General features: G+C 68.7%; 19 protein-coding genes. 7 read left to right on the top strand and 12 right to left on the bottom strand.

Annotated features, from left to right (window positions below; all coding sequences use genetic code 11):
- Window positions 1-131 precede the first annotated feature (131 nt).
- Window positions 132-839, bottom strand: a complete 708-nt coding sequence (radC, locus tag RTX79_RS10490) for a RadC family protein (protein ID WP_312683630.1) — start codon at window positions 837-839, stop codon at window positions 132-134.
- A 59-nt stretch (window positions 840-898) separates the two neighbouring features.
- On the bottom strand, window positions 899-1504 hold the full coding sequence (locus RTX79_RS10485; RefSeq protein ID WP_428695994.1) for a response regulator: 606 nt from the start codon (window positions 1502-1504) through the stop codon (window positions 899-901).
- A 232-nt stretch (window positions 1505-1736) separates the two neighbouring features.
- Between RTX79_RS10485 and coaBC the strand changes: the two genes are divergently transcribed.
- The 3 genes from coaBC to RTX79_RS10470 all read left to right on the top strand — a co-directional run bounded on the left by coaBC (window position 1737) and on the right by RTX79_RS10470 (window position 5846).
- Window positions 1737-3008, top strand: a complete 1272-nt coding sequence (coaBC, locus tag RTX79_RS10480) for a bifunctional phosphopantothenoylcysteine decarboxylase/phosphopantothenate--cysteine ligase CoaBC (RefSeq protein ID WP_312683628.1) — start codon at window positions 1737-1739, stop codon at window positions 3006-3008.
- A complete protein-coding gene (gene dut, locus RTX79_RS10475) occupies window positions 3005-3493 on the top strand; it encodes a dUTP diphosphatase (RefSeq protein WP_057687433.1) in 489 nt (162 codons plus the stop codon). The genes coaBC and dut overlap by 4 nt, the downstream gene beginning before the upstream one ends.
- A 76-nt stretch (window positions 3494-3569) precedes the next feature.
- Window positions 3570-5846 (top strand): phosphomannomutase/phosphoglucomutase, encoded by a 2277-nt coding sequence (locus RTX79_RS10470; RefSeq protein WP_312683785.1) that lies wholly within the window; start codon window positions 3570-3572, stop codon window positions 5844-5846.
- 284 nt (window positions 5847-6130) lie between these two features.
- On the opposite strand, the gene RTX79_RS10465 is transcribed toward RTX79_RS10470, so the two are convergent.
- The 8 genes from RTX79_RS10465 to pyrE all read right to left on the bottom strand — a co-directional run bounded on the left by RTX79_RS10465 (window position 6131) and on the right by pyrE (window position 16087).
- The gene (locus RTX79_RS10465; protein ID WP_123699857.1) at window positions 6131-6847 is read right to left on the bottom strand and encodes a response regulator; all 717 of its coding nucleotides are present in this window, start codon (window positions 6845-6847) and stop codon (window positions 6131-6133) included.
- Entirely contained in the window at window positions 6831-9491 is a 2661-nt protein-coding gene (locus tag RTX79_RS10460) for a sensor histidine kinase KdpD (protein ID WP_312683622.1), read from the bottom strand. Before RTX79_RS10460 ends, RTX79_RS10465 begins: the two co-directional genes overlap by 17 nt.
- Window positions 9492-9527: 36 nt before the next feature.
- Window positions 9528-10193: a potassium-transporting ATPase subunit KdpC gene (kdpC, locus tag RTX79_RS10455; RefSeq protein ID WP_312683620.1), complete on the bottom strand. Its 666-nt coding sequence runs from the start codon at window positions 10191-10193 to the stop codon at window positions 9528-9530.
- Window positions 10190-12238 carry a potassium-transporting ATPase subunit KdpB gene (gene kdpB / locus RTX79_RS10450; RefSeq protein ID WP_312683619.1) on the bottom strand — a complete coding sequence of 683 codons (2049 nt, stop codon included), beginning with the start codon at window positions 12236-12238 and terminating at the stop codon, window positions 10190-10192. Before kdpB ends, kdpC begins: the two co-directional genes overlap by 4 nt.
- Before the next feature lie 10 nt (window positions 12239-12248).
- The gene (kdpA, locus tag RTX79_RS10445) at window positions 12249-13949 is read right to left on the bottom strand and encodes a potassium-transporting ATPase subunit KdpA (RefSeq protein WP_312683617.1); all 1701 of its coding nucleotides are present in this window, start codon (window positions 13947-13949) and stop codon (window positions 12249-12251) included.
- A 12-nt stretch (window positions 13950-13961) separates the two neighbouring features.
- Window positions 13962-14054, bottom strand: coding sequence for a potassium-transporting ATPase subunit F (locus tag RTX79_RS10440; RefSeq protein ID WP_042613345.1), 93 nt, complete (start codon window positions 14052-14054; stop codon window positions 13962-13964).
- A gap of 685 nt (window positions 14055-14739) precedes the next feature.
- A complete protein-coding gene (locus RTX79_RS10435; protein WP_312683614.1) occupies window positions 14740-15405 on the bottom strand; it encodes a hypothetical protein in 666 nt (221 codons plus the stop codon).
- A 22-nt stretch (window positions 15406-15427) separates the two neighbouring features.
- Window positions 15428-16087, bottom strand: a complete 660-nt coding sequence (gene pyrE / locus RTX79_RS10430) for an orotate phosphoribosyltransferase (RefSeq protein WP_042615474.1) — start codon at window positions 16085-16087, stop codon at window positions 15428-15430.
- Window positions 16088-16218: 131 nt separating this feature from the next.
- On the opposite strand from pyrE, the gene RTX79_RS10425 reads away from it, so the two are divergent.
- From RTX79_RS10425 to RTX79_RS10415, 3 genes are all read left to right on the top strand, one after another.
- Window positions 16219-17019 (top strand): exodeoxyribonuclease III, encoded by an 801-nt coding sequence (locus RTX79_RS10425; RefSeq protein ID WP_057687539.1) that lies wholly within the window; start codon window positions 16219-16221, stop codon window positions 17017-17019.
- The gene (locus RTX79_RS10420; RefSeq protein ID WP_312683612.1) at window positions 17016-18320 is read left to right on the top strand and encodes an AmpG family muropeptide MFS transporter; all 1305 of its coding nucleotides are present in this window, start codon (window positions 17016-17018) and stop codon (window positions 18318-18320) included. Before RTX79_RS10425 ends, RTX79_RS10420 begins: the two co-directional genes overlap by 4 nt.
- A 76-nt stretch (window positions 18321-18396) precedes the next feature.
- Window positions 18397-18624, top strand: a complete 228-nt coding sequence (locus tag RTX79_RS10415; protein ID WP_057687537.1) for a hypothetical protein — start codon at window positions 18397-18399, stop codon at window positions 18622-18624.
- A 44-nt stretch (window positions 18625-18668) separates the two neighbouring features.
- Here the strand turns inward: RTX79_RS10415 and RTX79_RS10410 are convergent, their stop codons facing one another.
- Complete coding sequence (locus tag RTX79_RS10410) at window positions 18669-19796, bottom strand: anhydro-N-acetylmuramic acid kinase (protein ID WP_309688736.1); 1128 nt, start codon at window positions 19794-19796, stop codon at window positions 18669-18671.
- A 73-nt stretch (window positions 19797-19869) separates the two neighbouring features.
- Window positions 19870-21336, bottom strand: coding sequence for a M23 family metallopeptidase (locus tag RTX79_RS10405; RefSeq protein WP_312683607.1), 1467 nt, complete (start codon window positions 21334-21336; stop codon window positions 19870-19872).
- A 170-nt stretch (window positions 21337-21506) separates the two neighbouring features.
- Between RTX79_RS10405 and tyrS the strand changes: the two genes are divergently transcribed.
- A complete protein-coding gene (gene tyrS, locus RTX79_RS10400; protein ID WP_312683605.1) occupies window positions 21507-22718 on the top strand; it encodes a tyrosine--tRNA ligase in 1212 nt (403 codons plus the stop codon).
- The last annotated feature ends 208 nt before the right edge of the window (window positions 22719-22926 follow it).

The following is a 22926-nucleotide window of genomic DNA, read 5'->3' as shown; positions in this document are numbered from 1 at the left end:
CCTGCTGTGAAGTGCGGCGGAATCCCCCATTTTAGCCGATCTGCCCTGCCGCGGCAGACGTGGGCAATGGACGCGGCGGGCCGCAGCCCCGCTGCCGGGCACGCGGGCGCGCCGGCAGGGCTTGCGGCAGCTCAGCGCCGCGGCGGTGGGGCGCCGGCCGGCCCGAGCCAGCCCCGTTCAGCAAACGACACCGGCGCGCCTTCACCGATCACCAGATGGTCCAGCAGGCGGACATCCAGGTGGGCCAGCAAGGCCTGCAGTTCAGCGGTGGCCTGGTGGTCGGCGGCCGACGGTTCGGCATCACCGGAAGGGTGGTTGTGGCTGACGATCACCGCGGCCGCGTTCAGCGCCAGCGCCCGGCGGACCACTTCGCGCGGGTAGATCGACGCGGCATTGACCGTGCCCTGGAACAGTTCTTCATACGCCAGCAGACGGTGCTGGTTGTCCATGAACAGGGCCGCGAAGACCTCGTTCGGACGCCCGCGCAGGCGGTGCTGCAGGAAGCGGGCGGCCACCGCCGGTGACTGCCCCACGCAGTCGCCGTGGACCAGCTGGGCAGCGAGATGCCGTTGCGCCAGTTCCATGGCCGCCGCCAGCGCGCAGCTGCGTGCCGGCCCCAGCCCGGGCAGCCGGGCCAGCTGCGGGGCGGGCAGGTCCAGCAACCTGCGCAGCGGGCCATGCTGGACCAGCAGGTCGCGTGCGGTCTGCACCGCATCGCGTCCGCGCGTGCCCGAGCCGAGGAAAATGGCCAGCAGTTCCGCATCGGACAGCACGCCGGGGCCTTGCGAGAGCAGGCGTTCGCGGGGGCGTTCCGGTGCGGGCCAGTCATGGATCGTCATGGCCCCCAGTGTGGCCGGGCACGCGGCGGCGGCCCATGGGACAGATCCAGCACGGCGTGTCAGGAGGGGCGCGAGCCCTTGATCGGGTAAGTGCGCAGGAAGGCGTGGAGCTCGTGGTTTCCAGTCAGCCCGAGTTTGCGCATCGCGTCGGATTTCTGCCGGCTGACGGTCTTCGGACTGCGTCCCCGCTGCTGGGCGATCATGCTGAGGTTCATGCCGCGACCGAGGCCTTCCAGCACATCACGCTCGCCCTGCGACAACGACGCCGGCGTTGCCCGGTGGGCCAGGTCGCGGGCTTCGAGATGCGAGCGCAGGTGCTGGGAAACATAGGTCTGGCCGGCAGCGGCGCTGCGTACCGCCTGTGCCAGTTCGTCGAAGTCGGCGGCCTTGTCCAGCGCACCGTGCACCCCGCAGCGCAGCAGGGTGATCAGCACGGTGGGGCTGGCGGTGCCGGTCAGGACCACCAGCGGCAGGCAGGGGTGCGCCACGCGGATGCAGTCGAGCAGCTCGGGTCCATCGGGGCCCTTGCCGGGCATGGTCAGGTCGGTCAGCACCACGTCGCACGGTTGGCGGTCGAGCAGCGCGAGCAGGTGGGTGCCACCGGAGGCTTCGCCGACCACATCGATGTGGGCGTTTTCCAGCACCACGCGTGCGCCATGCAGGATGATCGGATGATCGGATGGTCGTCGGCGATGATGGTGCGGATGTGCACGGTAGGGTCCTGCAGTACGGCGGAGCAGGTCCCGGCAGCCGCTTGATGCAAGCGGATGACGCGACAACTGGCATCGTTAAATGCTGGCATACATGTACTTATATCCGTCGGTCATATCTCCCCGAATAGGGGCACTACGGGGCTTTCGGCTAAGCTAATGTCTTTGCGTGCATAGGATTTCCCCGGTGGCTGACTCACCCAAGACTTCCCCGGCGCGGCAGCGTCCGCTGGAAGGGCGCAGGCTGCTGTTGTGCGTGGGCGGCGGAATCGCGGCTTACAAGGCGTTGGAGCTGGTCCGTCGGCTGCGCGATGCCGGGGCGCTGGTGCAGGTGGCGATGACCGCCGGTGCCCAGCAGTTCGTCACCCCGCTGAGCTTCCAGGCCCTGTCCGGCCAGCCTACGCGCACCACGTTGTGGGACAGCGCGGCAGAACAGGCAATGGGGCATATCGAACTGGCGCGCTGGGCCGATCGCATCGTCGTCGCCCCGGGCACCGCCGACCTGCTGGCACGCCTTGCCCAGGGCCATGCCGATGACCTGGTGACCACGCTCTGCCTGGCCAGCACCGCCCCGCTTACCGTATGCCCTGCGATGAACCATCGCATGTGGCTGCACCCGGCCACCCAGGCCAACATCGTCCTGCTGCGTACGCGCGGGGCGCAGGTGGTGGGGCCGGTGGACGGGCCGTTGGCGGAGGGCGAGTCCGGTCCCGGGCGCCTGGCCGAGCCGGACGACATCGTGGCCGCGCTGGTGGACATCGAACGCAGTGCGGGCGCCGCCGACAACGCGTCCGCGCCGGGCCCTTCCGCGCTGGCCGGGCTGCGCCTGCTGATCAGCGCCGGACCGACCTACGAAGACATCGACCCGGTCCGCTACGTCGGCAACCGCAGCAGCGGCAAGATGGGCTATGCGCTTGCCGCGGCGGCGGCCCGGCTCGGTGCCGAGGTGGTGCTGGTCAGTGGTCCGGTGAACCTGCCGACGCCGGCGGGCGTGCAGCGGATCGACGTGCGTTCGGCCGCGCAGATGCGCGATGCCGTGCTCGGCGCGCTGCCTGCGGATATCTACATCGGTGCCGCTGCCGTATCCGATTACACCCCGCGCCAGGTCGCACCGCAGAAGTTGAAGAAGACCGTCGACAGCCAGTCGCTGGTGGTGGAACTGGTGCGCACCGCGGACATCCTGGCCGAGGTGGCCACCCAGACCCAATCGCTGAAACTGGTGGTGGGCTTCGCCGCGGAAACCCACGACGTGGAGAAATACGCGCGCGGCAAGCTGGTGGACAAGCGGCTGGACCTGGTGATCGCCAACCAGGTGGGCCAGGCCGGCGCGGGTTTCGAAAGTGACGACAACGCCGCCACGGCCTATTGGCAGGACGGTGAACAGGTATTCCCGGCCACCTCCAAGACCGAGCTGGCCACGCAACTGCTCGCGCTCATCGCGCAAAGGCTGACCGCATGAACGCTGCATCGCACCCGGTTCCTCCCTCGCTGCAGCCGCTGCAGGTGAAGCTGCTGGATCCGCGCTTCGGCGACAGCTGGCCGCTTCCGGCGTATGCCACCGAAGCCAGTGCCGGCATGGACCTGCGCGCGGCAACCGAAGCGCCGCTGGTGCTGGCGCCGGGTGATACCGCCCTGGTTCCCAGCGGCCTGGCGATCCACGTGGCCGATCCGAACCTGTGCGCGATCATCCTGCCGCGTTCCGGGCTGGGCCATCGGCACGGCATCGTGCTCGGCAATGGCACCGGCCTGATCGACGCCGATTACCAGGGACCGCTGCTGATCAGTGTCTGGAATCGGGGCCGCGAGGCCTTCACCATCGAACCCGGCGACCGCATCGCACAGCTGGTTGTCGTTCCCATCGTGCGTGTTGCCCTGCAGGTAGTGGATACTTTCACCGACAGCACGCGGGGCTCGGGTGGGTTCGGGCATACCGGAGTGCGCTGACTCGGGGGACAGGATGATCGGCAGCAAGGGGAAGGGCGTGGCGGTCACGGGACGTACGGGGCCGCTGCTGGCGGCGATGTTGTTGCTGTTGGCGGGATTGTTCGGCTGGAGCGCGGTGCAGCAGTGGCGCCAGGCCAACACCGGCACCCAGTTGGAACAGGCGCGCGATACCGCCTTGCAGGGCCTGCAGAAGGCGCTCGACGGTCAACTGCTGCAGTTCGGCAAGCACCTGAAGTCCGCACGCGTTGAACAGGCACTTGCTGCCGGGGACGGCGCCGCTGCGGCGCTGGCGCTGCGCGAAACCTGGACCGGCGTGGAAGAAGTGCAGGTCTGGCCGGCTTCGCTGGAGACCGCCTATGCCGATCCGGCCGCCTTTGGTTATGCCCGGCTGGCGCTGCTGGAGGCGGCGCTGGTCAGTGAGGAACCCGTGGCGCGCGTGGTGCGCGACGCCGGCGGCGCGCGGCTGGGCCTGGCCGCGAGCGTGCCGCTGGGGTCCGACGGCCTGGCGCTGGTCTACGTGCGGCAGCCGCTGATGCAGCTCACCGGCCCGCTGGATGCGGTGCGTGCACCGGCCGAAGGCTACCTGGCCCTGCGCCAGGGCAGCTACAACGTGCTTGAACGCGGCGACCGCAAGCTGGCCGACAGTGGTGAAGTCCTGGCGCGGCCGCTGGCCAACAGCAGCCTGCGGCTGGCCGCCGGGGTGCCGTCGATCGAACCCGGCCCGCTGGGGCTGGGCGCGCTGGCGGCGTCCATCGTGGCGCTGCTGCTGGTGCTGATCGCGGTGCTGCTGCTGGTCGGCAAGTCCCGCTTGCCGCTGCCCCGGCGGGCCGCGCGCGAAGGCACCGAAGAACAGGGACCGACCCTGAGCGAGAGTCTGGCGCAGTCTGCCGCCGAGCTGCCCACTGCCGCAGCGGCCGAACCGGGCGCCGGCGCCGCGTTGGAGCCGCCGCCCCTGGCTGCAAGCCTGGCGGCGGGCATTTTCCGCGCCTACGACATCCGCGGCGTGGTCGGCGAGGAGCTGACCCCCAAGGTCGCGGCCTTGATCGGTCAGGCGATCGGCAGTGAAGTGCTGGCGCAGGGCCTGCGCGAAGTGGTGATCGGCCGCGATGGCCGCCTGTCCGGTCCGGAACTGGCCGCTGGCCTGGCCGAAGGCCTGCGCCGCGCCGGCTGCGATGTCATCGATATCGGACTGGCGCCGACGCCGGTGGTGTACTTCGCCAGCCACCACCTGCGCACCGGCAGCTGCGTGGCGGTGACCGGCAGCCACAACCCGCCCGAATACAACGGCTTCAAGATCGTCATCGCCGGGCAGACCCTGTCCGGCGATGCGGTGACCGCCCTCTACCAGCGCATCGTCGAAGGCCGGCTGGCGCAGGCGTCATCGCCGGGCAACTACCAGCAGCGCGAGGTCAACGATGACTACGTGCGCCGGATCGCCGACGACGTGCAGCTGGAGCGGCCGCTGAAGGTGGTGGCCGACGCCGGCAACGGCGTGGCCGGCGCGCTGGTGCAGCCGCTGCTGGAAGCCATCGGTGCCGATGTCATCCCGCTGTACTGCGATGTCGATGGCACCTTCCCCAACCATCATCCCGACCCCAGCGAACCGGCCAACCTGCAGGACCTGGTGCAGACGGTGAAGCGCTTCGACGCCGACCTCGGCATCGCCTTCGATGGTGACGGGGACCGCCTCGGCGTGGTCACTCCGGACGGCACGATCATCTTCGCCGACCGGTTGCTGATGCTGTTCGCCGCCGACGTGCTGCTGCGCAACCCCGGCGCGATGGTGATCTACGACGTCAAGTGCACCGGCAAGCTGGCCGATTTCGTGCTGCGCCACGGCGGCAGCCCGATGATGTGGAAGACCGGCCATTCGCTGATCAAGGCCCGCATGGCGGAGACCGATGCCGAACTGGCCGGCGAGATGAGCGGGCACTTCTTCTTCCGCGAGCGCTGGTTCGGTTTCGATGACGGCCTGTACGCCGCTGCGCGCCTGCTGGAAATCCTCGCACTGCGCGAAGAAACCCCGCAGGAAGTGCTTGAAGAGCTGCCGCAGAGCATCTCCACCCCGGAGATCAAGGTGCCGGTGGCCGATGGCACGCCGCACGCGCTGGTTTCACTGGTGGTGAGCGCAGCGCAGTCCGGGGACAACCCGTTCGTGGGCGGCCGCATTTCCACCATCGATGGCCTGCGCGTGGACTTCGCCGATGGCTGGGGCCTGGTACGCGCCTCCAACACCACCCCGGTACTGGTACTGCGCTTCGAAGCCGATACCGAAGAGGCGCTTGAGCGCATCAAGGCCCAGTTCCGCACCCAGCTGCAGCCCCTGCTCGGCGACCAGGACCTCGGCTTCTGAGACAGCGCCCACGCGGCGCAGAAGGATCCCCGGTAGCGCCGACCCATGGTCGGCGAGCGCAGCGGCCAGCCCTCCGCCCAGCATCCCGCCGAGCACGGCCCGGCGCTACCACGCCCTTCCCCCCACCGCGCGCGGAGAACCTGCCGGAGGCGGGGGCAGGCCCCTGCACGGGACTGTGTGAGGCAGGAGCCGAACACAAGCCTACATGGACGTACTTGCGGCGTGTCCTGTGCAGGGGCCTGCCCCCGCCTCAGCCATGCATCAGCTCCACGCCGGCGAAAATCTCACCCCTTGAACCGCAACCCCACGCCGGGCTCGGTGAACACATACCGCGACTCCAGCGCCGAATCGCCCAGCTTCTGCCGCAGCTTGCCGACCAGTATCCGCAGGTAATGCGTATCGTGCTGGTGCGTCGGCCCCCAGATTTCCTTCAGGATCTGCGGCTGGGTCACCACCCGGCCGGCATTGACCAGCAGCAGCGACAACAGGGAATACTCCTTGCGCGTCAGCGTCACCGGCACCCCGTCCAGCGCCACCGCGCGATGCACCAGGTCGATCCGCAGGTGCCCGTCATCGAACACCGGCGGCTGTCCATCCAGCGGTGCCGCACGCGTGCGCAGCAGCATCCGCACCCGCGCCATCAACTCCTGCGTACCGAACGGCTTGGTCACGTAGTCATTGGCGCCGGCATCCAGCGCACGCACCTTCTCGGCTTCGCCCGCGCGCACGGTCAGCATGATCACCGGCAGCTGGCTCCACTGCCGCAGTTCGGCCAGCAGCTGGTGGCCCTCCATGTCCGGCAGGCCGATGTCCAGGATCACCAGGTCCACGTTCTCGCCGACCAGCCGTTCCAGTCCTTCCTGGCCGCTGGCCGCCTGCAGCACCCGATAGCCCTGCGCGCGCAGGCTGATGTCCAGGAAGCGGCGGATCTGCGCTTCGTCGTCGATCACCAGCACGCAGGCGGGCGGGATCGAGGACGTACTGTCAGGCGTCAGGGGCATCGAAGTGACCGGCAGGAGTGAGCAGGGGCAGGGAGATGCGTATCAGCGTACCGCGTCCGTGCTCGCCTGCCAGCGCCTGTACGCTGCCACCGTGCGCACCGATCATTCCCTGGCAGATCGCCAGTCCCAGGCCGGTGCCATGGCGGCCGCGGTCCCCGCGCTCCACGCTGTAGAACATGTCGAAGATGCGCGCGCGTTCGTCGGCTGGAATACCGGGCCCACGGTCCATCACGTCGATCACCAGCCCGGTGTCCTGCAGCCGCGCGCTGACGCTGACCGGTGCAGCGGGCGGGGAAAACTTCGCGGCATTCTCCAGCACGTTGAACAGCGCCTGTTCGACCAGTGCCGGATGCACCCAGATCGGCCCCAGCGAAGCCGGGATGTCCAGCTGCAGCTTCACCTCCGGCTGGTAGCGCTGCAGCCGGCGTGCGGCCGAGCCGACCAGTTCGTCCACGCCGATCCAGTCGCGGTTGATCTTCAGTCCGTCATGGCCCAGCCGGGTCATGTCCAGCAGGTTCTGGATGTAGCGGTCCAGTCGTTCGCCTTCCAGCATGATGGTGTCCAGCAGCGACCGACGGTCCGCCGCATCCATTGCCTGGCCGTAGCTGGCCAGGCTGTCGGCCGAGCCGATCATCGCCGCCAGCGGCGAGCGCAGGTCATGCGACACCGAAGACAACAGCGCCGAGCGCAGCCGCTCGGTCTCGTTGCTGACATGTGCCTGCTCCAGTTCGGCCACCAGCCGGGTGCGCAGCGCGGCCTGCGCGATGTCGTCCACCATCGCCATCGCCAGCTGGCGTTGTTCCGGTGCCAGCCGCGCCAGCGCCGGCGCAAACTGCAGTGCCGCCACGCCGATGCAACGGGCCTCGCCGTCCAGCAGCGGCAGGCACCACCACCGCGCGCCTGCCAGCGTATCGGTATAGCGCCCGCTGGGCTGCCCGTGGCGCTGCGACCAGTCCGCGGCGGCCAGGTCGGTATCGCCGGGCACCGCGCTGCCGCTGGCCGTCACGTCGCTGCCGATGCGCAGCCACGCCGGGGCATCCAGGGCCTGTTCCAGTGCCTGTCGTCCCGCATTCGCCACCGCCTCGTTGCTGGCGGCACTGCTGAGCTGTCGGCCGAGTTGCTGGCGCGCATGGGCATGGCGGTTGGCCGCGCGCAGGGCGATGACCTGCATGCGCAGTCGTGACGCCAGCCGGCCCGCCACCAGCGCGGCGGCCAGGAACAGGAAGACCGTGATGACGCCCTGCCGCGCGCTGATCGCGAAGGTGAAGCGCGGGGCGATGAACAGGAAGTTGTAGGCCAGGAAACACAGGCCGGCAGCCAGTACCGCGGCACTGGCGCGGGTGCGCGCGGCCACCAGCACCACCGCCACGATGAACACCATCGACAGGTCGGCCATGCCGACCCAGCGTTCGGCGACCCAGGCCACCAGACAGGCCAACGCGCAGGCCAGCACCGCCTGTGCCAGCTCCGGCGCGTGGCCCGGCACCGGCGCCAGCAGGCGATCGCGGCGTGCGCGTGCCCGCGCGCGCGGCGTGCTGATGATGGTGATCTCGTAATGCGCCCCATGCTGGATCAACTGCTGGGTGAGCGTGCGGTTGAGCATCCGCGCCAGCGGGCGTTCGCGCGTGCGGCCGAGCACCAGCGTGGATACGTTATTGTGCGCGGCATGGTCGAGCAGTGCGTCGGCGACGCTGGATCCGTGCAGTACTTCGGCATCGGCGCCGAGCCGGCGTGCCAGCGCGAACGCGCTGTCGATCTCGCGCTGCGTGGCCTGGTCGGCACGACGCCGCTGCACCGTGACCACCGTCCACGGCGCATCGCGGCGCTCGGCGATGCGCCGCGCCACGCGCACCAGGTATTCACTCTGGCCGCCGCCATCGATCGCCACCAGCACGCGCCGGCGCAGCGGCAGGGCGCCTTCGCCACCGGCCGCACGCACCTCGCGCAGGCTGCTGTCCACGCGGTCGGCGGCTTCCTGCATGGCCAGCTCGCGCAGGGCGGTCAGGTTGGCGGTGGTGAAGTAAGACTGCAGCGCCTGCGATGCCTGTTCCGGCACATAGACCTTGCCCTGCTGGAGCCGCGTGATCAGCTCGCGCGGTGGCAGGTCGACCAGCACGATGTCATGCAGGCGGTCCAGCACGCCATCGGGCACGGTTTCGCTGACCCGGATGCCGGTGATCCGCAGCACCACGTCATTGAGGCTTTCCAGGTGCTGGATGTTGACCGTCGTCCAGACGTCGATCCCTGCATCCAGCAGCTCCATCACATCCTGCCAGCGCCGCTCGTGGCGGCTGCCCGGCGCATTGCGATGCGCCAGTTCATCCACCAGCACCAGCGCGGGGCGCCGCTGCACGATGGCATCCAGGTCCATCTCTTCGAGCTGCCGGTCGCGGTAGGCAACCTGCCTGCGTTCAACCACCGGCAGGCCCTGCAGCAGGGCCTGGGTTTCGGCACGCCCGTGGGTTTCGACCACGCCGACCACCAGGTCCACGCCACGGCGCAGCTGCTCCTGCGCGCGTGCCAGCATGGCGTAGGTCTTGCCGACGCCCGGCGCAGCGCCGAGGAACACGGTCAGCCGCCCCCCGGCGTCACGCTGCAGGCCTTCGATGAGGGCGTCGGCCTGTCGGCTGCGGGTATCGGTCATGCCGGCGATTGTGCGCCAGCAGGCCGTCGCATGGCATCACCGCGCATGGGTGGCCTGCTCCAGCGCCCGGTTGAGTTCCATCACGTTGACCCGCGGCTGGCCCAGCATCCCCCACTGCGGGCCCTCGACATGCGCCTGCACGATGGCCTGCAGCTCCGCTTCGGACAGCCCACGTGCCTGCGCCACGCGGCGCAGCTGCACCTGCACGGCCGCCGGTGACAGATGGGGATCCAGCCCGCTGCCGGACTGCGTCACCAGGTCGGCGGGAACCTGCGCGGGCGCGATGCCTTCGCGCAGGGCGACGGCGGCGGTGGCATCGGCCACGCGCGTCGCAAGCGCCGGGTTGCTGCGCGCCATGTTGGAGCCTGCCGCCGCCATCGGATCGTGGCCCGCCGCCGACGGCCGCGGCTGGAACCAGCCGTCACCGGTGAACGGCTGGGCCAGCAGGGCCGAGCCGCGCACGCGGCCATCGCCATCCACGATCAGGCTGCCATCGGACTGCGCCGGGAACGCAAGCCGCGCCAGGCCGGTAGCGGCGGCCGCATACAGCGCGCCGGCCAGCAGCAGGCTGCCGACGCCGAGCACGATCGCCGGACGCCAGCGCGCGGTGTGCTGCAGGCGGGACTCGCGTTCGGCAGCGGCGCGCGCCAGTGCCCGCGGCGGAACGAGGGCGGATACCGGAGGGGTCGTTGAAGTGTTCATGCAGCAGATACCGTCATCAGCAGGAAGTCGATTGCCTTGATCGCCACGAACGGCAGCAGCACGCCGCCGAGCCCGTACACCAGCATGTTCCGCCGCAGCAGGGTGGTTGCCGTGGCCGGGCGGAAACGCACCCCGCGCAGTGCCAGCGGAATCAGCGCCGGGATCACCAGGGCGTTGAAGATCAACGCGGCCAGCACCGCGTTGCGCGGACTGGACAGGCCCATCACGTTCAACGTGGCCATGCCCGGAACGGTAGCGGCGAACAGTGCCGGCAGGATCGCGAAGTACTTGGACACGTCATTGGCCAGCGAGAAGGTGGTCAGTGCGCCGCGGGTGATCAGCTGCTGCTTGCCCACTTCCACCACGGCCAGCAGCTTGGCCGGATCCGAATCCAGATCGACCATGTTGCCGGCCTCCTTCGCGGCCTGGGTGCCGGAGTTCATCGCCAGGCCGATATCGGCCTGTGCCAGCGCCGGCGCATCGTTGGTACCGTCGCCGACCATGGCCACCAGTCGCCCACCGGCCTGTTCCTGGCGGATGCGTGCCAGCTTGTCTTCCGGGCGTGCTTCGGCGATGTAATCGTCCACCCCGGCTTCGGCAGCGATCGCCGCGGCGGTCAACGGGTTGTCACCGGTGATCATCACCGTGCGGATGCCCATCGCGCGAAGCTGCGCGAACTTCTCCCGCATGCCGTGCTTGACCACGTCGGACAGTTCGACCACGCCCAGTACATGGCGGCCTTCGGCCACCACCAGCGGCGTGGCGCCGTTGCGTGCGACCTGTTCCACGCGCCCGGTCAGTTCGGCCGGCACTTCGCCGCCAAGCGACTGCACGTGCGCGCGGATCGCATCGGCCGCACCCTTGCGGATGCTGCGGCCGCCGTCCAGGTCCACGCCGGACATGCGCGTCTGCGCACTGAAGGCGGTGTAGTGCGCATGCTCGGGCTCGGCGCTGCGGCAGCCCTGCTCGCGGCCCAGGCGCACGATCGACTTGCCTTCCGGTGTCGGGTCGGCCAGCGAGGAAAGCAGTGCCGCCTCGCGCAGCCGGGCCACGTCCACCCCGGCCAGCGCGTGCAGGGCGGTGGCCTGGCGGTCGCCGTGGGTGATGGTGCCGGTCTTGTCCAGCAACAGCACGTCGATGTCACCGGCCACTTCGACCGCCTTGCCGGACTTGGCCAGCACGTTGGCCGCCAGCGCACGGTTCATGCCGGCGATGCCGATGGCCGGCAGCAGGCCTCCGATGGTGGTGGGGATCAGGCACACCAGCAGCGCGATCAGCAGCAGCGGATCAACGCTCACGCCGACCGATGCGCCGATCGCCGGCAGCGTCGCCACCACCACCAGGAAGGTCAGCGTCATCGCCGCCAACAGCAGGGTCAGCGCCACTTCATTGGGCGTCTTCTGCCGGTTGGCGCCTTCCACCAGCGCGATCATCCGGTCGAGGAAGCTGTGCCCGGGTTCGGCGGTTATCCGCACCACGATCTGGTCGGACAGTACCTTGGTACCGCCGATCACGCCGGAGCGGTCGGTGCCGGCCTCACGCAGCACCGGCGCCGATTCGCCGGTCACTGCGGCTTCGTTGATGGTCGCCAGCCCCTGCACGATCTCGCCATCGGCCGGCACCAGCTCGCTTTCGCCGACCAGTACATGGTCACCCGGGCGCAGTTCGGCCGCGGCTACCTGTTCCTGCGCCGCAGCGGGATGTGCGGACTGCAGCCGGCGCGCCACCAGGTCCTGGCGGGCGCGCCGCAGCGATGCGGCCTGGCCACGGCCGCGGGCTTCGGCCACGGCTTCGGCGAAATTGCCGAACAGCACGGTCAGCAGCAGGATCGCGCTGACGGCCAGCCCGAAGCCCATCGGCGCATTGCCGCTCAGGGTCACCACCAGCGCGAGCAGCGTGCCGGCCATGACCACGGCCATCACCGGACTGCGCACCAGGTGCAGCGGCGAGAGCTTGCGGAAGGAATCAATCAGCGCACGGCGGAAGCCGGCGCCATCCAGCAGCGCCGGACGGCGCGGCAGCGGAGAAGTCACGACAGTATTCATGGGGAGTGCCTCAATGCAGGCCAAGGCTGAGGTGGTCGGCCACCGGGCCAAGCACCAGAACCGGCAGGAACTGCAGGACGGTCAGGATGACGATCACGCTGAGCAGGGTCAGGGCGAAGGTGGGCGTTTCGATCTGCAGCGTGCCCGGTGATTCCGGCGCGCGACGCTTGGCCGCAAGCTGCGCGGCGATCACCAGCGGCACCACCAGCAGCGGGAAGCGCCCCAGCAGCAGCACCAGTGAACAGGTCAGGTTCCACCAGGGCGTGTTGTCGCCCAGCCCCTCGAAGCCGGAGCCGTTGTTGGCGTAGGCCGATGCGTATTCGTAGAAGACCTGGCTGATGCCGTGGAATCCCGGGTTGGAGGTGCCCGACAGGCCCGGCACCGCCAGCGTGATCGCGGTGAGGGTGAGCAGGGTGATCGGCTGCAGCAGCACCAGCAGGGCCAGCAGGCGCACCTGCGGGGTTTCCAGCTTGCGTCCCAGCAGTTCAGGGGTGCGGCCGGTCATCAGCCCGGCCAGGAACACGCCCAGCAGCAGGTAGACGATGAACTGCTGCAGCCCGCAGCCGATACCGCCCCAGATGGCGCTGACCAGCATGTTGACCAGTGCTACGGCGCTGGCCATCGGGCTCATCGAATCGAGCATGCCGTTGACCGAGCCGTTGGATACCTGGGTGGTGACCGCTGCCCACAGCGCGGTGGCATCGCTGCCCAGCCGCACCTCCTTGCCTTCCATCAGCAGAGCGCTGGCCGCGGTGGGCGAATGGCCTTCCAGCCACACCGTGGCCGCGATCGACACCACCGACATGCTGGCCATGCAACCCAGCACCAGCCAGCCAAAGCGGCGGCGGCCGGTGAACGAGCCGATCATGAAGATGATCGCGATCGGGATCAGGAGGATGCCGACCAGTTCCAGTGCATTCGACAGCGCGGTCGGGTTTTCCAGCGGGAAGGCACTGTTGGGGCCGTACCAGCCGCCGCCGTTGGCGCCGAGCTGCTTGGCCGCCACCATCGCCGCGACCGGGCCAAGCGGTATCTTCTGTTCCTGCATGCCGGCCGTTGCATCCATCGGCGTGGCCTGCGGGCCAGCGGCGAAGGTGGACGGGACGCCCTGGCTGGCCAGCAGCACCGTCCACAGCAGGCACAGCGGCAGCATGAAGCGCACGCACAGCCGCAGTACATCGGCATGGTAGTTGCCGACGTCGATGCGGCGGTCACCCTCGGCCACCACGTCCTGCCGCGGTGGGGCGAACAGGGCGCGCAGGGTGGCAACCGCGAGTGCAAGGCCCATCATCGGCGTGACCACCTGCAGGCCGGTGATGCCGGTCATCTGCGAAAGGTAGGAAAGCTGTGCCTGCCCGGAATAGTGCTGCTGGTTGGTGTTGGTCAGGAAGGACACCATGGTGTGCAGCGCGGTGTCCCAGCGCAGGTTGGCGATGCCGTCCGGATTCAGCGGCAGCCACGCCTGGGTCATGAACACGGCCATCGTCAGCAGCGCGATGACCACGTTGCTGAGCACGAACGCCCCGACGTAGCCACGCCAGGACATGCCGTGCGCGGGATCCACGCCCAACAGGCGGTAAAGCGGTTTTTCAATCCAGTGGAACAGCGGGTCGATGCGCATCGGCGCGCCGCGCATCACCCGCGCCAGGTACAGGCCGAGGGGCCAGGCCAGCAGCACGCTGGTGGCGAGGAGAAGGAGGATTCCGGTCATGTCCGTGGCCCGTCAGAATGCTTCGGGCCGCAGCACGGCGTAGACCAGGTAGGCGGCGGCGACCAGCACCAGTACGCCACTCAGCAGGGAGAGCCAGCCGGGCATGCTCAGCACCCCGCCCGGGAAGAAAGGCCATAACGCGACAGACAAGACATGACGGTGATCGTCCTGGTGGAACCGCTCCACCTCAGGCCGTCATGGTCCGCCTGGCAAGCGTAAAGCCTCCATGGGCGGGCTGCTACCGCTGCATAAAATCAGCGTAAACACTGGGCGAACGGCGGAGCCCCTCGTGGTGGGCCGCTGGAAGCCGGTTTGCTGGGGTGGGGGCAGGGCGGGAGGGGTTGGTGGGGGACGGCAAATGCCGCTCCTGCGGGCCTCGTTTCGTGCCATCCATGGCACGGGTCCACGCCAGCGCATTCGCGCTGCCGCTCCCACGCTTTGCTGCGCAAACCGTGGGCCCCGTCTCACCATCACCCACACCCCGCCGCTTCGCGGCCGCCCCTGACTCAGGGGCTCCCTTCACCTGTCAGCGCTGGGGACGAGGTCAGGGTCCTTTCGCGCAGCGAAAGGACCCTGACCCCTGCTTTTGATCTCTCTTTTTCCCTGGGTGGGCGCCACGGGACAGGTCACAGGGCCGGGCGGTGGGCTGGGCGGGGGCGTTGAGCGCCATGGAGGGCGCGAAACGAGGCCCGCAGGAGCGGCTCTTGCCGTCCCCCGCGCAGCCCCACCGCCCGGCCCAATCCCGGTAATTCGAACTCCGCGACCCACTACGAAGGCACCACGCTCTCCGTCACGCCTCCGGCGTAACACCCTTCAGCAGGCGGAAACGCTGCACGGTTTCTTCGATCTCCGCATCCAGCTCCACGCGCTGGCGTTCGAAGGTGGCCTGCATGCGCTGCTGCGCGAGCAGTTCGCCATGGCGCTTGCGGATCGTGGCCGCCGGTTTTTCGGCGACCGGACGTCCGGCCAGTTCGTTGTCACCGGCGCCGGCCAGGGCGGTGAACAGCGCATCGCGCAGGCTGGCCACGTTGTAGCGCGCGGTGTTGATGTTGTTGTCCAGGATGCCGACGCGCTCGGTGAACACCCGGCGCAGCTCTGCTTCATTGCTATACGTGGACAGCATCGCCTGTTCGGTGCGCTGGCGCGTCTGCAGCGCCATCGCGTCCAGCCGCGCCTGGGCCTCCGCCACCGCCGCGTTGGCGCGCTCGTCTTCATTGAGCGCGCGGTCGACCTGGCCGCTGCGCAGGCCGCTGCGCGCGCTGAACTCCTCGCGTGCGTTGTTGACCGCCTCGGCAGGCAAGGCATCGCTGCAGATGCGCTCGCTGCCTTCGTTCCAGCAATACAGTTTCTTCGCCTGCGCCTCGGCACTCCTGGCCGGGCGCTTGGACTGCTGCGCGCTGGCCACGCACGGCGTGGCCAGCAGCAAGGCAGCGATGATGGACAGATTCCTCAACATGGCGACCACCCCCTTGGGTCGTTCAGTGCGTCGGACGGCTGCCATATCGGGACCGATAGTCCGCCAGCGGCTGCCGGTAGCCGACAAGTTCCGGGTTTCCGGACGCGAAATCAAGCAGGTCGGCCATCGTCGCTACGGCAATCACCGGAATGCCGGCTTCTTCGGCCACGGCCTGCGCCGCCGAGCGCGGATCGGTTTCCGAGGCGATCTCCTGGCGGTCCAGGGCCACCACGATGCCGGCCGGAATGCCGCCGGCGGCACGGATGATGGCCATCGCCTCGCGGATCGCGGTGCCGGCGGTGATGACGTCATCGACAATCAGCACGCGCTTGCCGGTCATGTCCGCGCCGATCAGCTGGCCGCCTTCGCCGTGATCCTTCACTTCCTTGCGGTTGAACGACAGCGGCAGGTCGCGGCCGCGCTGGGCCAGTTCGCAGGCCATCGCGGTGGCCAGCGGGATGCCCTTGTAGGCCGGGCCGAACACCACGTCGTACTTGAGGCCGGCATCGTCGATCGCATCGGCGTAGCACAGGGCCAGCTGGGCCATCTTCGACCCGGAGTCGAAACGGCCTGCATTGAAGAAATAGGGGCTCAGCCGGCCGGACTTCAGCGTGAACTGGCCAAAACGCAGGGCGTCGGCGCTCAGGGCCAACTGCAGGAAACGGTGACGATGGTCGCTCATCTGACTCAATCTATCTTCATCTTGGAGGGTAAAGCGTACTAGAAGGCGGGCCCGGCGTCCTTCCACGGTCGGCGCATCGGCCGTGAACCGGTATGCTGGGCCGGTTTCCGCTGCCACCCTGAATCGACCGCATGCGCATCATCAGCTTCAACGCCAACGGCATCCGTTCGGCCGCCAGCAAGGGCTTCCTCGACTGGTTCCGCGCACAGGACGCCGATGTCCTGTGCCTGCAGGAAACCAAGGCCCAGGAGGCCCAGTTGTCCGATCCGATGTTCCGCCCGGATGGCCACCACTGCTTCTACCGCGATGCCAGCACCAAGAAGGGCTACAGCGGGGTTGCGATCTACAGCAAGCGTGAGCCCGACCAGGTCATCACCTCGCTGGGCTGGGCGCCGTTCGACGAGGAAGGCCGCTATATCGAAGCGCGCTTCGGCAACCTCAGCGTGGTCTCCTTCTATATCCCGTCGGGCAGTTCCGGCGACCTGCGCCAGGGCTTCAAGTTCGACGTGATGGAATGGCTGCGGCCGATCCTCGACCAGTGGCTGCACAGTGGCCGCGATTACGTGCTGTGCGGGGACTGGAACATCGTCCGTTCCGCGCTGGACATCCGCAACTGGAAGTCCAACCAGAAGAATTCCGGCTGCCTGCCGGAAGAGCGCGACTGGTTGAATGCGTTGTGCGCCGACCACGGCCAGGCCACCGACCTGGCCAGCGGACGGGGCTGGGCCGATGCCTACCGCGTGCTGCACCCCACCGGCGAGGACTACACGTGGTGGAGCAACCGCGGCGCGGCGCGCGCCAACAATGTCGGTTGGCGCATCGACTACCAGTTCGTCAGCCCGGGCCTGCGTGATCGCCTGCGCGGCTGCTCGATCTACCGCGACGAACGCTTCTCCGACCACGCCCCGTTCTGCGTGGACTACGCGCCGTGACCGGCACCGCCGCGCCGGTGTCCTACAAGGGCTGGGCCGGCATCAAGCGGGCGTTCGGCACGCCTTCGGCGCTGACCATGGCCATGCTCGGGTTCGGCAGTGGACTGCCGTTCCTGCTGATCGCTTCGCAGACCCTGTCCACCCGCCTGCGCGACGTCGGCCTGGACCTGGGCAGCATCGGCCTGATCAGCCTGGCCAGCTTTTTCTACCTGCTGAAGTTCCTCTGGGCGCCGGTGCTGGACCGCTATGCACTGCCGCTGCTGGCCTTCATGGGGCGGCGCCGGTCGTGGCTGCTGGCGTCGCAGGTACTGGTGCTGGCGGGGCTGGTCGCGCTGGCCTTCGTACGCCCGGAACAGGGGGTCGCACCGCTGGTGTGCTGGGTGCTCGTCGCCTCCTTCGCCGGCGCCACCCAGGATTCGGTGGTCGATGCCTACCGTATCGAGATCGCCCCGGACGCCTCGCAGGCCGCGCTGGCCGCCACCTACACGCTGGGCTACCGCATCGGCCTGATCCTGGCCGGTGCCGGGGCCCTGTACCTGGCGCAGTTCGAAGGCTGGATCGTGGCCTACCTGGCAATGGCCTCGCTGATGCTGCTGCCGATCCTCACCACCGTGTTCTGCCGTGAGCCGGCACGCCCGGAGGCGCTCGTGCAGCGCCGCATCGACGTGGCCGAAGCCTTCATCCAGCCGATCGCCAGTTTCTTTACCCGCAACGGGGTGGCACTGGCCGTCGGCCTGCTGGCCTTCGTCGGCCTGTTCAAGTTCCCCGACCAGGTGATCGGGGTGATGGCCGGGCCGTTCTACCTCGATTCGGGCTTCGACAAAGCCGACATCGCCACCGTCTCCAAGCTGTTCGGGGTCTGGATGGGAATCGGCGGCGCCTTCCTTGGCGGTATCGCGGTGGCCGCGTTCGGCTTCCGGCGCATGCTGCTGGTCGCCGCCCTGGGCGTGGCGTTGTCCAACCTGGCGTTCCTGCTGATGGCGCACAATCCCGGCCAGCTGTGGGCGTTCTACGCCGCGCTCAGTGCCGACAACCTGTTCCAGGGCTTTGCCGGCACCGTGCTGGTGGCCTTCATGTCCTCGCTGACCGACCGCAACTTCACCGCCACCCAGTACGCGCTGTTGGTGTCGCTGGCCAACCTGCCGGGCAAGTTCGTCGGCGGCGTGTCCGGCTACCTCGTCGAGGCCACGTCCTACAGCACGTTTTTCCTGCTCAGCGCGGTCACCGTGGTGCCGACCCTGCTGTTGCTGGCCTGGTTGTGGCCGCGCCTGTCAGACCGCAGCGTCCCCGCCGCCGGTTGATTGCCTGCGCGGGCGCGGTGCGGGATGATCGCCTGTCGGCACCGTGGGGGCGGTGCCCTGGAATGGGGAAACAAGCATGGCGGACCTGCTGCTGCAGGAAGTAGACCCGATGATCCTGGACCGGATAGCGCGGCTGGCGGTCGCGCGCGGCTGGACGCAGGCCCAGACCTGCGTGGCGGTGCTGGAGCAGGGGCTGTTTTCCACTGAACTGGAAGTACGCAGCGGCTTCGCCGATCCCGAAGTGGATGCGCTGGCCGAGGCCATCGCCGCGTTGCAGGCGCTGCCCGCCGGACACGGCTTCTGACCCTTCGTCAGCGCCGGGCCGCGCCCGGTGGAGCCCGCACCGGCTCAGCCCGGATGGATCGCACCGAGGATCCGCGGCCCTGCGGCACCGGTGACGCTGGGCAGGTTGCCGGCCAGGCCGTCCAATGTGCGCTGGGCCAGCCAGGCAAAGCCCAGCGCTTCCAGGTAGTCCGGGTCCAGCCCATGCCGCGCGCTGGATTCCACCACCACGCCGGGCAGGCGCGCCGCCAGCCGCTGCATGAGATGACCATTGCGCACGCCGCCGCCACACACCAGCACCCGGCGGGCGCCGGGCAGGGTGCGCAGCAGCGCATCGGCCACGGTCACCGCGGTCAGCTCCAGCAGGGTGGCCTGCACGTCCGCGGCCACGTGCTGGCCGTCGCCGATCTGTTGCTGCACCCAGGCCAGGTGGAACTGCTCGCGTCCGGTGCTCTTCGGCGGTGGCAGGGCGAACCACGGGTCGTCGCGCCAGCGCGCCAGCAGGCCCGCATCGACCACCCCGCTGGCCGCGAACGCGCCGTCGGCATCGTAGGTGCGGCCGGTATGCCGCTCGCACCAGGCGTCCAACAGGGCATTGGCCGGGCCGGTGTCGAACCCGAGCAGCGTCCCTTCGCGCGGGATCAGCGTCAGGTTGGCGATCCCGCCCAGGTTGAGCACCGCGCGGTCTTCGTCGGCTGTGCCCAGCATCGCCAGGTGGAAGGCCGGCATCAGCGGCGCGCCCTGTCCCCCGGCGGCTACGTCGCGCCGACGGAAGTCGGCCACGGTGGTGATCCCGGTGTGCTCGGCGATGCGGTTGGCATCGCCCAGCTGCAGGGTGAAGGCCGGCGACGCCGAGGGCCGGTGACGCACCGTCTGTCCATGCGAACCGATCGCCCTGACCTGGGCCGCGTCCACGCCACTGTGCTGCAGCAACGCCACCGCCGCAGCCGCGAAGGCCAGGCCGATGCGCGCATCGACATCACCCAGCTCATCCAGCGAAGCCAGTTCGCCGCCTTGGCCCAGCGCCACCAGCCGCTCGCGCAGCACCGGGTCCCATGGCAGGGTCAGCCCTTCGACGAAGCGGCAGCCGCCATCGACGGGAAACTGCGCCAGCGCGGCATCGATGCCATCCGCGCTGGTGCCGGACATCAGGCCCAGGTACAGCGGCAGGGCGGGGTCGAACGAAGCAGCCATGGAACCTCCACGAACAACAAGGGCGCCAGCTTGGGCGCCCTGTCGATGCTCGTCAACGTGAGGGATCGGTGCCTCAGCCGCGCTTGCTGCCGGTGCTGCCGCGCGCGGTGCTGGCCACTTCGGTGGTGGTGTCGGCTGCCTTCGGCGCGGGGCTGGCATCGGCATAGATCATCTTCTCCATGCCCTGGATGCGTGCCATCGCCGGCGAGGTCTGCGCACGGAAGGCAACCAGCTCGGCACCCTTCAGCGGTTCCGGCGGCGGCATGGTCACGCTGAGCGGATTGCGGTGCTCGCCGTTGACGCGGAATTCGTAATGCAGGTGCGGGCCGGTGGCCAGCCCGGTGGAGCCGACATAGCCGATCACCGTGCCCTGCGCCACGCGCTGGCCGGTGCGGATGCTGCCGAAGCGCGACATGTGCCCGTACAGCGTGGTGTGGCCGCGGCCATGGTCCAGGATCACCACGTTGCCATAGCCGCGCTGGGTGCCGGCGAACTGCACGCGGGCATCACCGGCGGCCATGATCGGGGTGCCGGTGCGGGCGGCGTAGTCCACGCCCTTGTGCATGCGCATCTTGCCCAGCACCGGGTGGCGGCGCGCGCCGAAGGTGGAGCTCAGCCGCGCGAACTGGATCGGCATGCGGATGAAGCTCTTCTTCAGCGGGCGGCCATCCAGGTCGAAGTACTCGGCCTTGCCATTGCGGTCGAAGCGGAAACCGGAATAGGTCTTGCCGCCGCTGGTGAAGGTGGCGGCGAGGATCTTGCTGGTGTCGACCCGCTCGCCTTCGCGCCAGGTTTCGTCCATGACCACGCTGAAGCGATCGCCCGGCTGCAGGTCCTTGGAGAAGTCGATGTCGTACTTGAAGATCTCGTCGGTCATCGTGGCGATCGCCGACGGTGACAGCCCCGCCTTGCGCGCGGAGGCATACAGCGAACTGGTGATCTCACCGCTGGTGACCACGGTGCGGGTGCTGGTCTCGCGCTTGGTGACCGTTTCCTTGATGCTGTCGCCGGTCAGCGCCAGTTCCACCCGGTTGGCCTCGTCGCGGTTGAAGCGGATGCTGCGCAGCTCGCCGGACAGCGGCATGTCGAAGGCGATCTCGGTGCCCGGGCGCAGCTTGACCAGCGCCTCGCGGGTGCCCGGATGGTCCAGCACGCGGTGCAGGGTGGTCGCCGGGATCCCGGCTTCGTCGAACAGGTCGCTCAGGGTCTGGCCGCGCTGCACGCGCAGCACCTGCCAGCTGTCGCCGGGCGTCGCCTGCTGGCGGGCGTGCGCCAGCGGCGGCAACGGCAGCGCCAGGCTGGTATGGGCGTTGGGGTAGGGGGTCTCGATGGTGCTGGAGAAGCCCGGCACGATGGTGGCGACCAGCATGCCGATGGTCGCGAACAGACTGGCATGGACCCAGTGGCGACGGGTCCAGCGTTCGTTGAAGGCAGCGGGGAGGTGTTGCCTGAGCTTCCGGTGCAGGGCGTTGTCGTGCAGGACGTGGAGCCGTTCCTTGAAGCGCTGTTTGCGCGCGCGGCCGTGATCGGTATTGAGCATCAGAGGTGTTTTCCTGGCTGGCCCGGGAGCACGGGCTGGATCGCCGGTTACCATAGACACCTATGAAAACCGCGTCAAACCCTTGTGCCTATTGGCTTTTGTGAAGCCGATGCGGTTAACTTGCTCTTAACACCCCACAAGAAGAAACGGCGTTGCCGGGAGTAGTGAACGTGTCCTCCATCGATGAAGCCCTTGCCCTGATCAGCCGCGGTGCCGACGAGATCCTCAAGGTCGACGACCTGCGCGCCCGCCTGGAAAGCGGAAAGCCCCTGCGGATCAAGGCCGGCTTCGACCCCACCGCGCCGGACCTGCACCTGGGCCACACGGTGCTGCTGAACAAGCTGCGCCAGTTCCAGGACCTCGGCCACCAGGTGATCTTCCTGATCGGCGACTTCACCGGCATGATCGGCGACCCGTCGGGCAAGAGCCTTACCCGCAAGCCGCTCAGCCGCGAGGACGTGCTGGCCAACGCGCGCACCTATGAAGAGCAGGTGTTCAAGGTGCTGGATCGCGAAAAGACCGAAGTGCGCTTCAATTCGGAGTGGTTCGGCAAGATGGGCGCGGCGGACATGATCCGCCTGGCCGGCCAGCACACCGTGGCGCGCATGCTGGAACGCGATGACTTCGCCAAGCGCTATGCCGCCCAGCAGTCGATCGCCATCCATGAGTTCCTGTACCCGCTGGTGCAGGGCTATGACTCGGTTGCCCTGGAAGCGGACGTGGAGATGGGCGGCACCGACCAGAAGTTCAACCTGCTGATGGGCCGCGGCCTGCAGGAGCACCACGGGCAGAAGCCGCAGGTAGTGCTGACCATGCCGCTGCTGGAGGGCCTGGACGGGGTCAACAAGATGTCCAAGTCGCTGCACAACTATATAGGTGTGAGCGAGCCGGCCATCGACATCGTCACCAAGACCATGAAGGTGGACGACACCTTGATGTGGCGCTGGATCGAGCTGCTGTCCTTCGACATCAGCCAGGCCGAGGCGCTGGCCCTGCGTGAGCAGGTGGCGGCGGGCGGCCTCAACCCGCGTGAAGTGAAGCTGCGGCTGGCCCGCGAACTGGCCACCCGCTTCCATGATGCCGCCGCCGCCGAGCAGGCCGTGGCCGGATGGAATGCCGCGGTGACCGGGCAGGGCGACATCACCCAGCTGCCGTTGCAGGACGTAGTGGTGCCGGCCGAGGGCCTGCGTATCGCCGCCCTGCTGACCGCTGCGGGGCTGACCCCGAGCAACTCCGAAGCCAACCGCAAGCTCAAGGAGCGCGCGGTGAAGGTGGATGGCGAAGTCGTCGAAGACGGCCAGCAGGTGCTGCAGCCCGGTTTCGAAGGCCTGCTGCAGGTGGGCAAGCGCACCTTTGCCCGCGTCCGCCTGCTGGTGGGCTGAGCCCGCACAAGGGCTCCGGCACCGCCATGCATGAACAAATGCATGGCGGTGTGAAATAAATGCTCACACCCCCTTCCCAAAGCAGAGCGAAAGGGACATACTTCACCTCCCCCGTCGCAGGGGTCGCCACCAAGGGGCTTCAGCGACACAGGGACGCCACCACCGCCGAACGATTTATTCGAACGAAGGTGTTGACGGACTGAAAAAG

The sequence above is a fragment of the Stenotrophomonas chelatiphaga genome (genome assembly GCF_032054965.1).
GTDB classification, from domain to species: domain Bacteria; phylum Pseudomonadota; class Gammaproteobacteria; order Xanthomonadales; family Xanthomonadaceae; genus Stenotrophomonas; species Stenotrophomonas chelatiphaga.
This window is presented reverse-complemented; position numbering and strand designations above follow the sequence as displayed.

Bases quoted from the DNA above. Each gene is read 5' to 3' on its own strand.
- radC (WP_312683630.1), bottom strand. From the start codon at position 839: ATGACGATCCATGACTGGCCCGCACCGGAACGCCCCCGCGAACGCCTG.
- dut (WP_057687433.1), top strand. From the start codon at position 3,005: ATGAACGCTGCATCGCACCCGGTTCCTCCCTCGCTGCAGCCGCTGCAG.
- RTX79_RS10470 (WP_312683785.1), top strand. From the start codon at position 3,570: ATGTTGTTGCTGTTGGCGGGATTGTTCGGCTGGAGCGCGGTGCAGCAG.
- RTX79_RS10465 (WP_123699857.1), bottom strand. From the start codon at position 6,847: ATGCCCCTGACGCCTGACAGTACGTCCTCGATCCCGCCCGCCTGCGTG.
- RTX79_RS10460 (WP_312683622.1), bottom strand. From the start codon at position 9,491: ATGACCGATACCCGCAGCCGACAGGCCGACGCCCTCATCGAAGGCCTG.
- kdpC (WP_312683620.1), bottom strand. From the start codon at position 10,193: ATGAACACTTCAACGACCCCTCCGGTATCCGCCCTCGTTCCGCCGCGG.
- kdpB (WP_312683619.1), bottom strand. From the start codon at position 12,238: ATGAATACTGTCGTGACTTCTCCGCTGCCGCGCCGTCCGGCGCTGCTG.
- kdpA (WP_312683617.1), bottom strand. From the start codon at position 13,949: ATGACCGGAATCCTCCTTCTCCTCGCCACCAGCGTGCTGCTGGCCTGG.
- RTX79_RS10440 (WP_042613345.1), bottom strand. From the start codon at position 14,054: ATGCCCGGCTGGCTCTCCCTGCTGAGTGGCGTACTGGTGCTGGTCGCC.
- RTX79_RS10435 (WP_312683614.1), bottom strand. From the start codon at position 15,405: ATGTTGAGGAATCTGTCCATCATCGCTGCCTTGCTGCTGGCCACGCCG.
- pyrE (WP_042615474.1), bottom strand. From the start codon at position 16,087: ATGAGCGACCATCGTCACCGTTTCCTGCAGTTGGCCCTGAGCGCCGAC.
- RTX79_RS10425 (WP_057687539.1), top strand. From the start codon at position 16,219: ATGCGCATCATCAGCTTCAACGCCAACGGCATCCGTTCGGCCGCCAGC.
- RTX79_RS10415 (WP_057687537.1), top strand. From the start codon at position 18,397: ATGGCGGACCTGCTGCTGCAGGAAGTAGACCCGATGATCCTGGACCGG.
- RTX79_RS10410 (WP_309688736.1), bottom strand. From the start codon at position 19,796: ATGGCTGCTTCGTTCGACCCCGCCCTGCCGCTGTACCTGGGCCTGATG.
- RTX79_RS10405 (WP_312683607.1), bottom strand. From the start codon at position 21,336: ATGCTCAATACCGATCACGGCCGCGCGCGCAAACAGCGCTTCAAGGAA.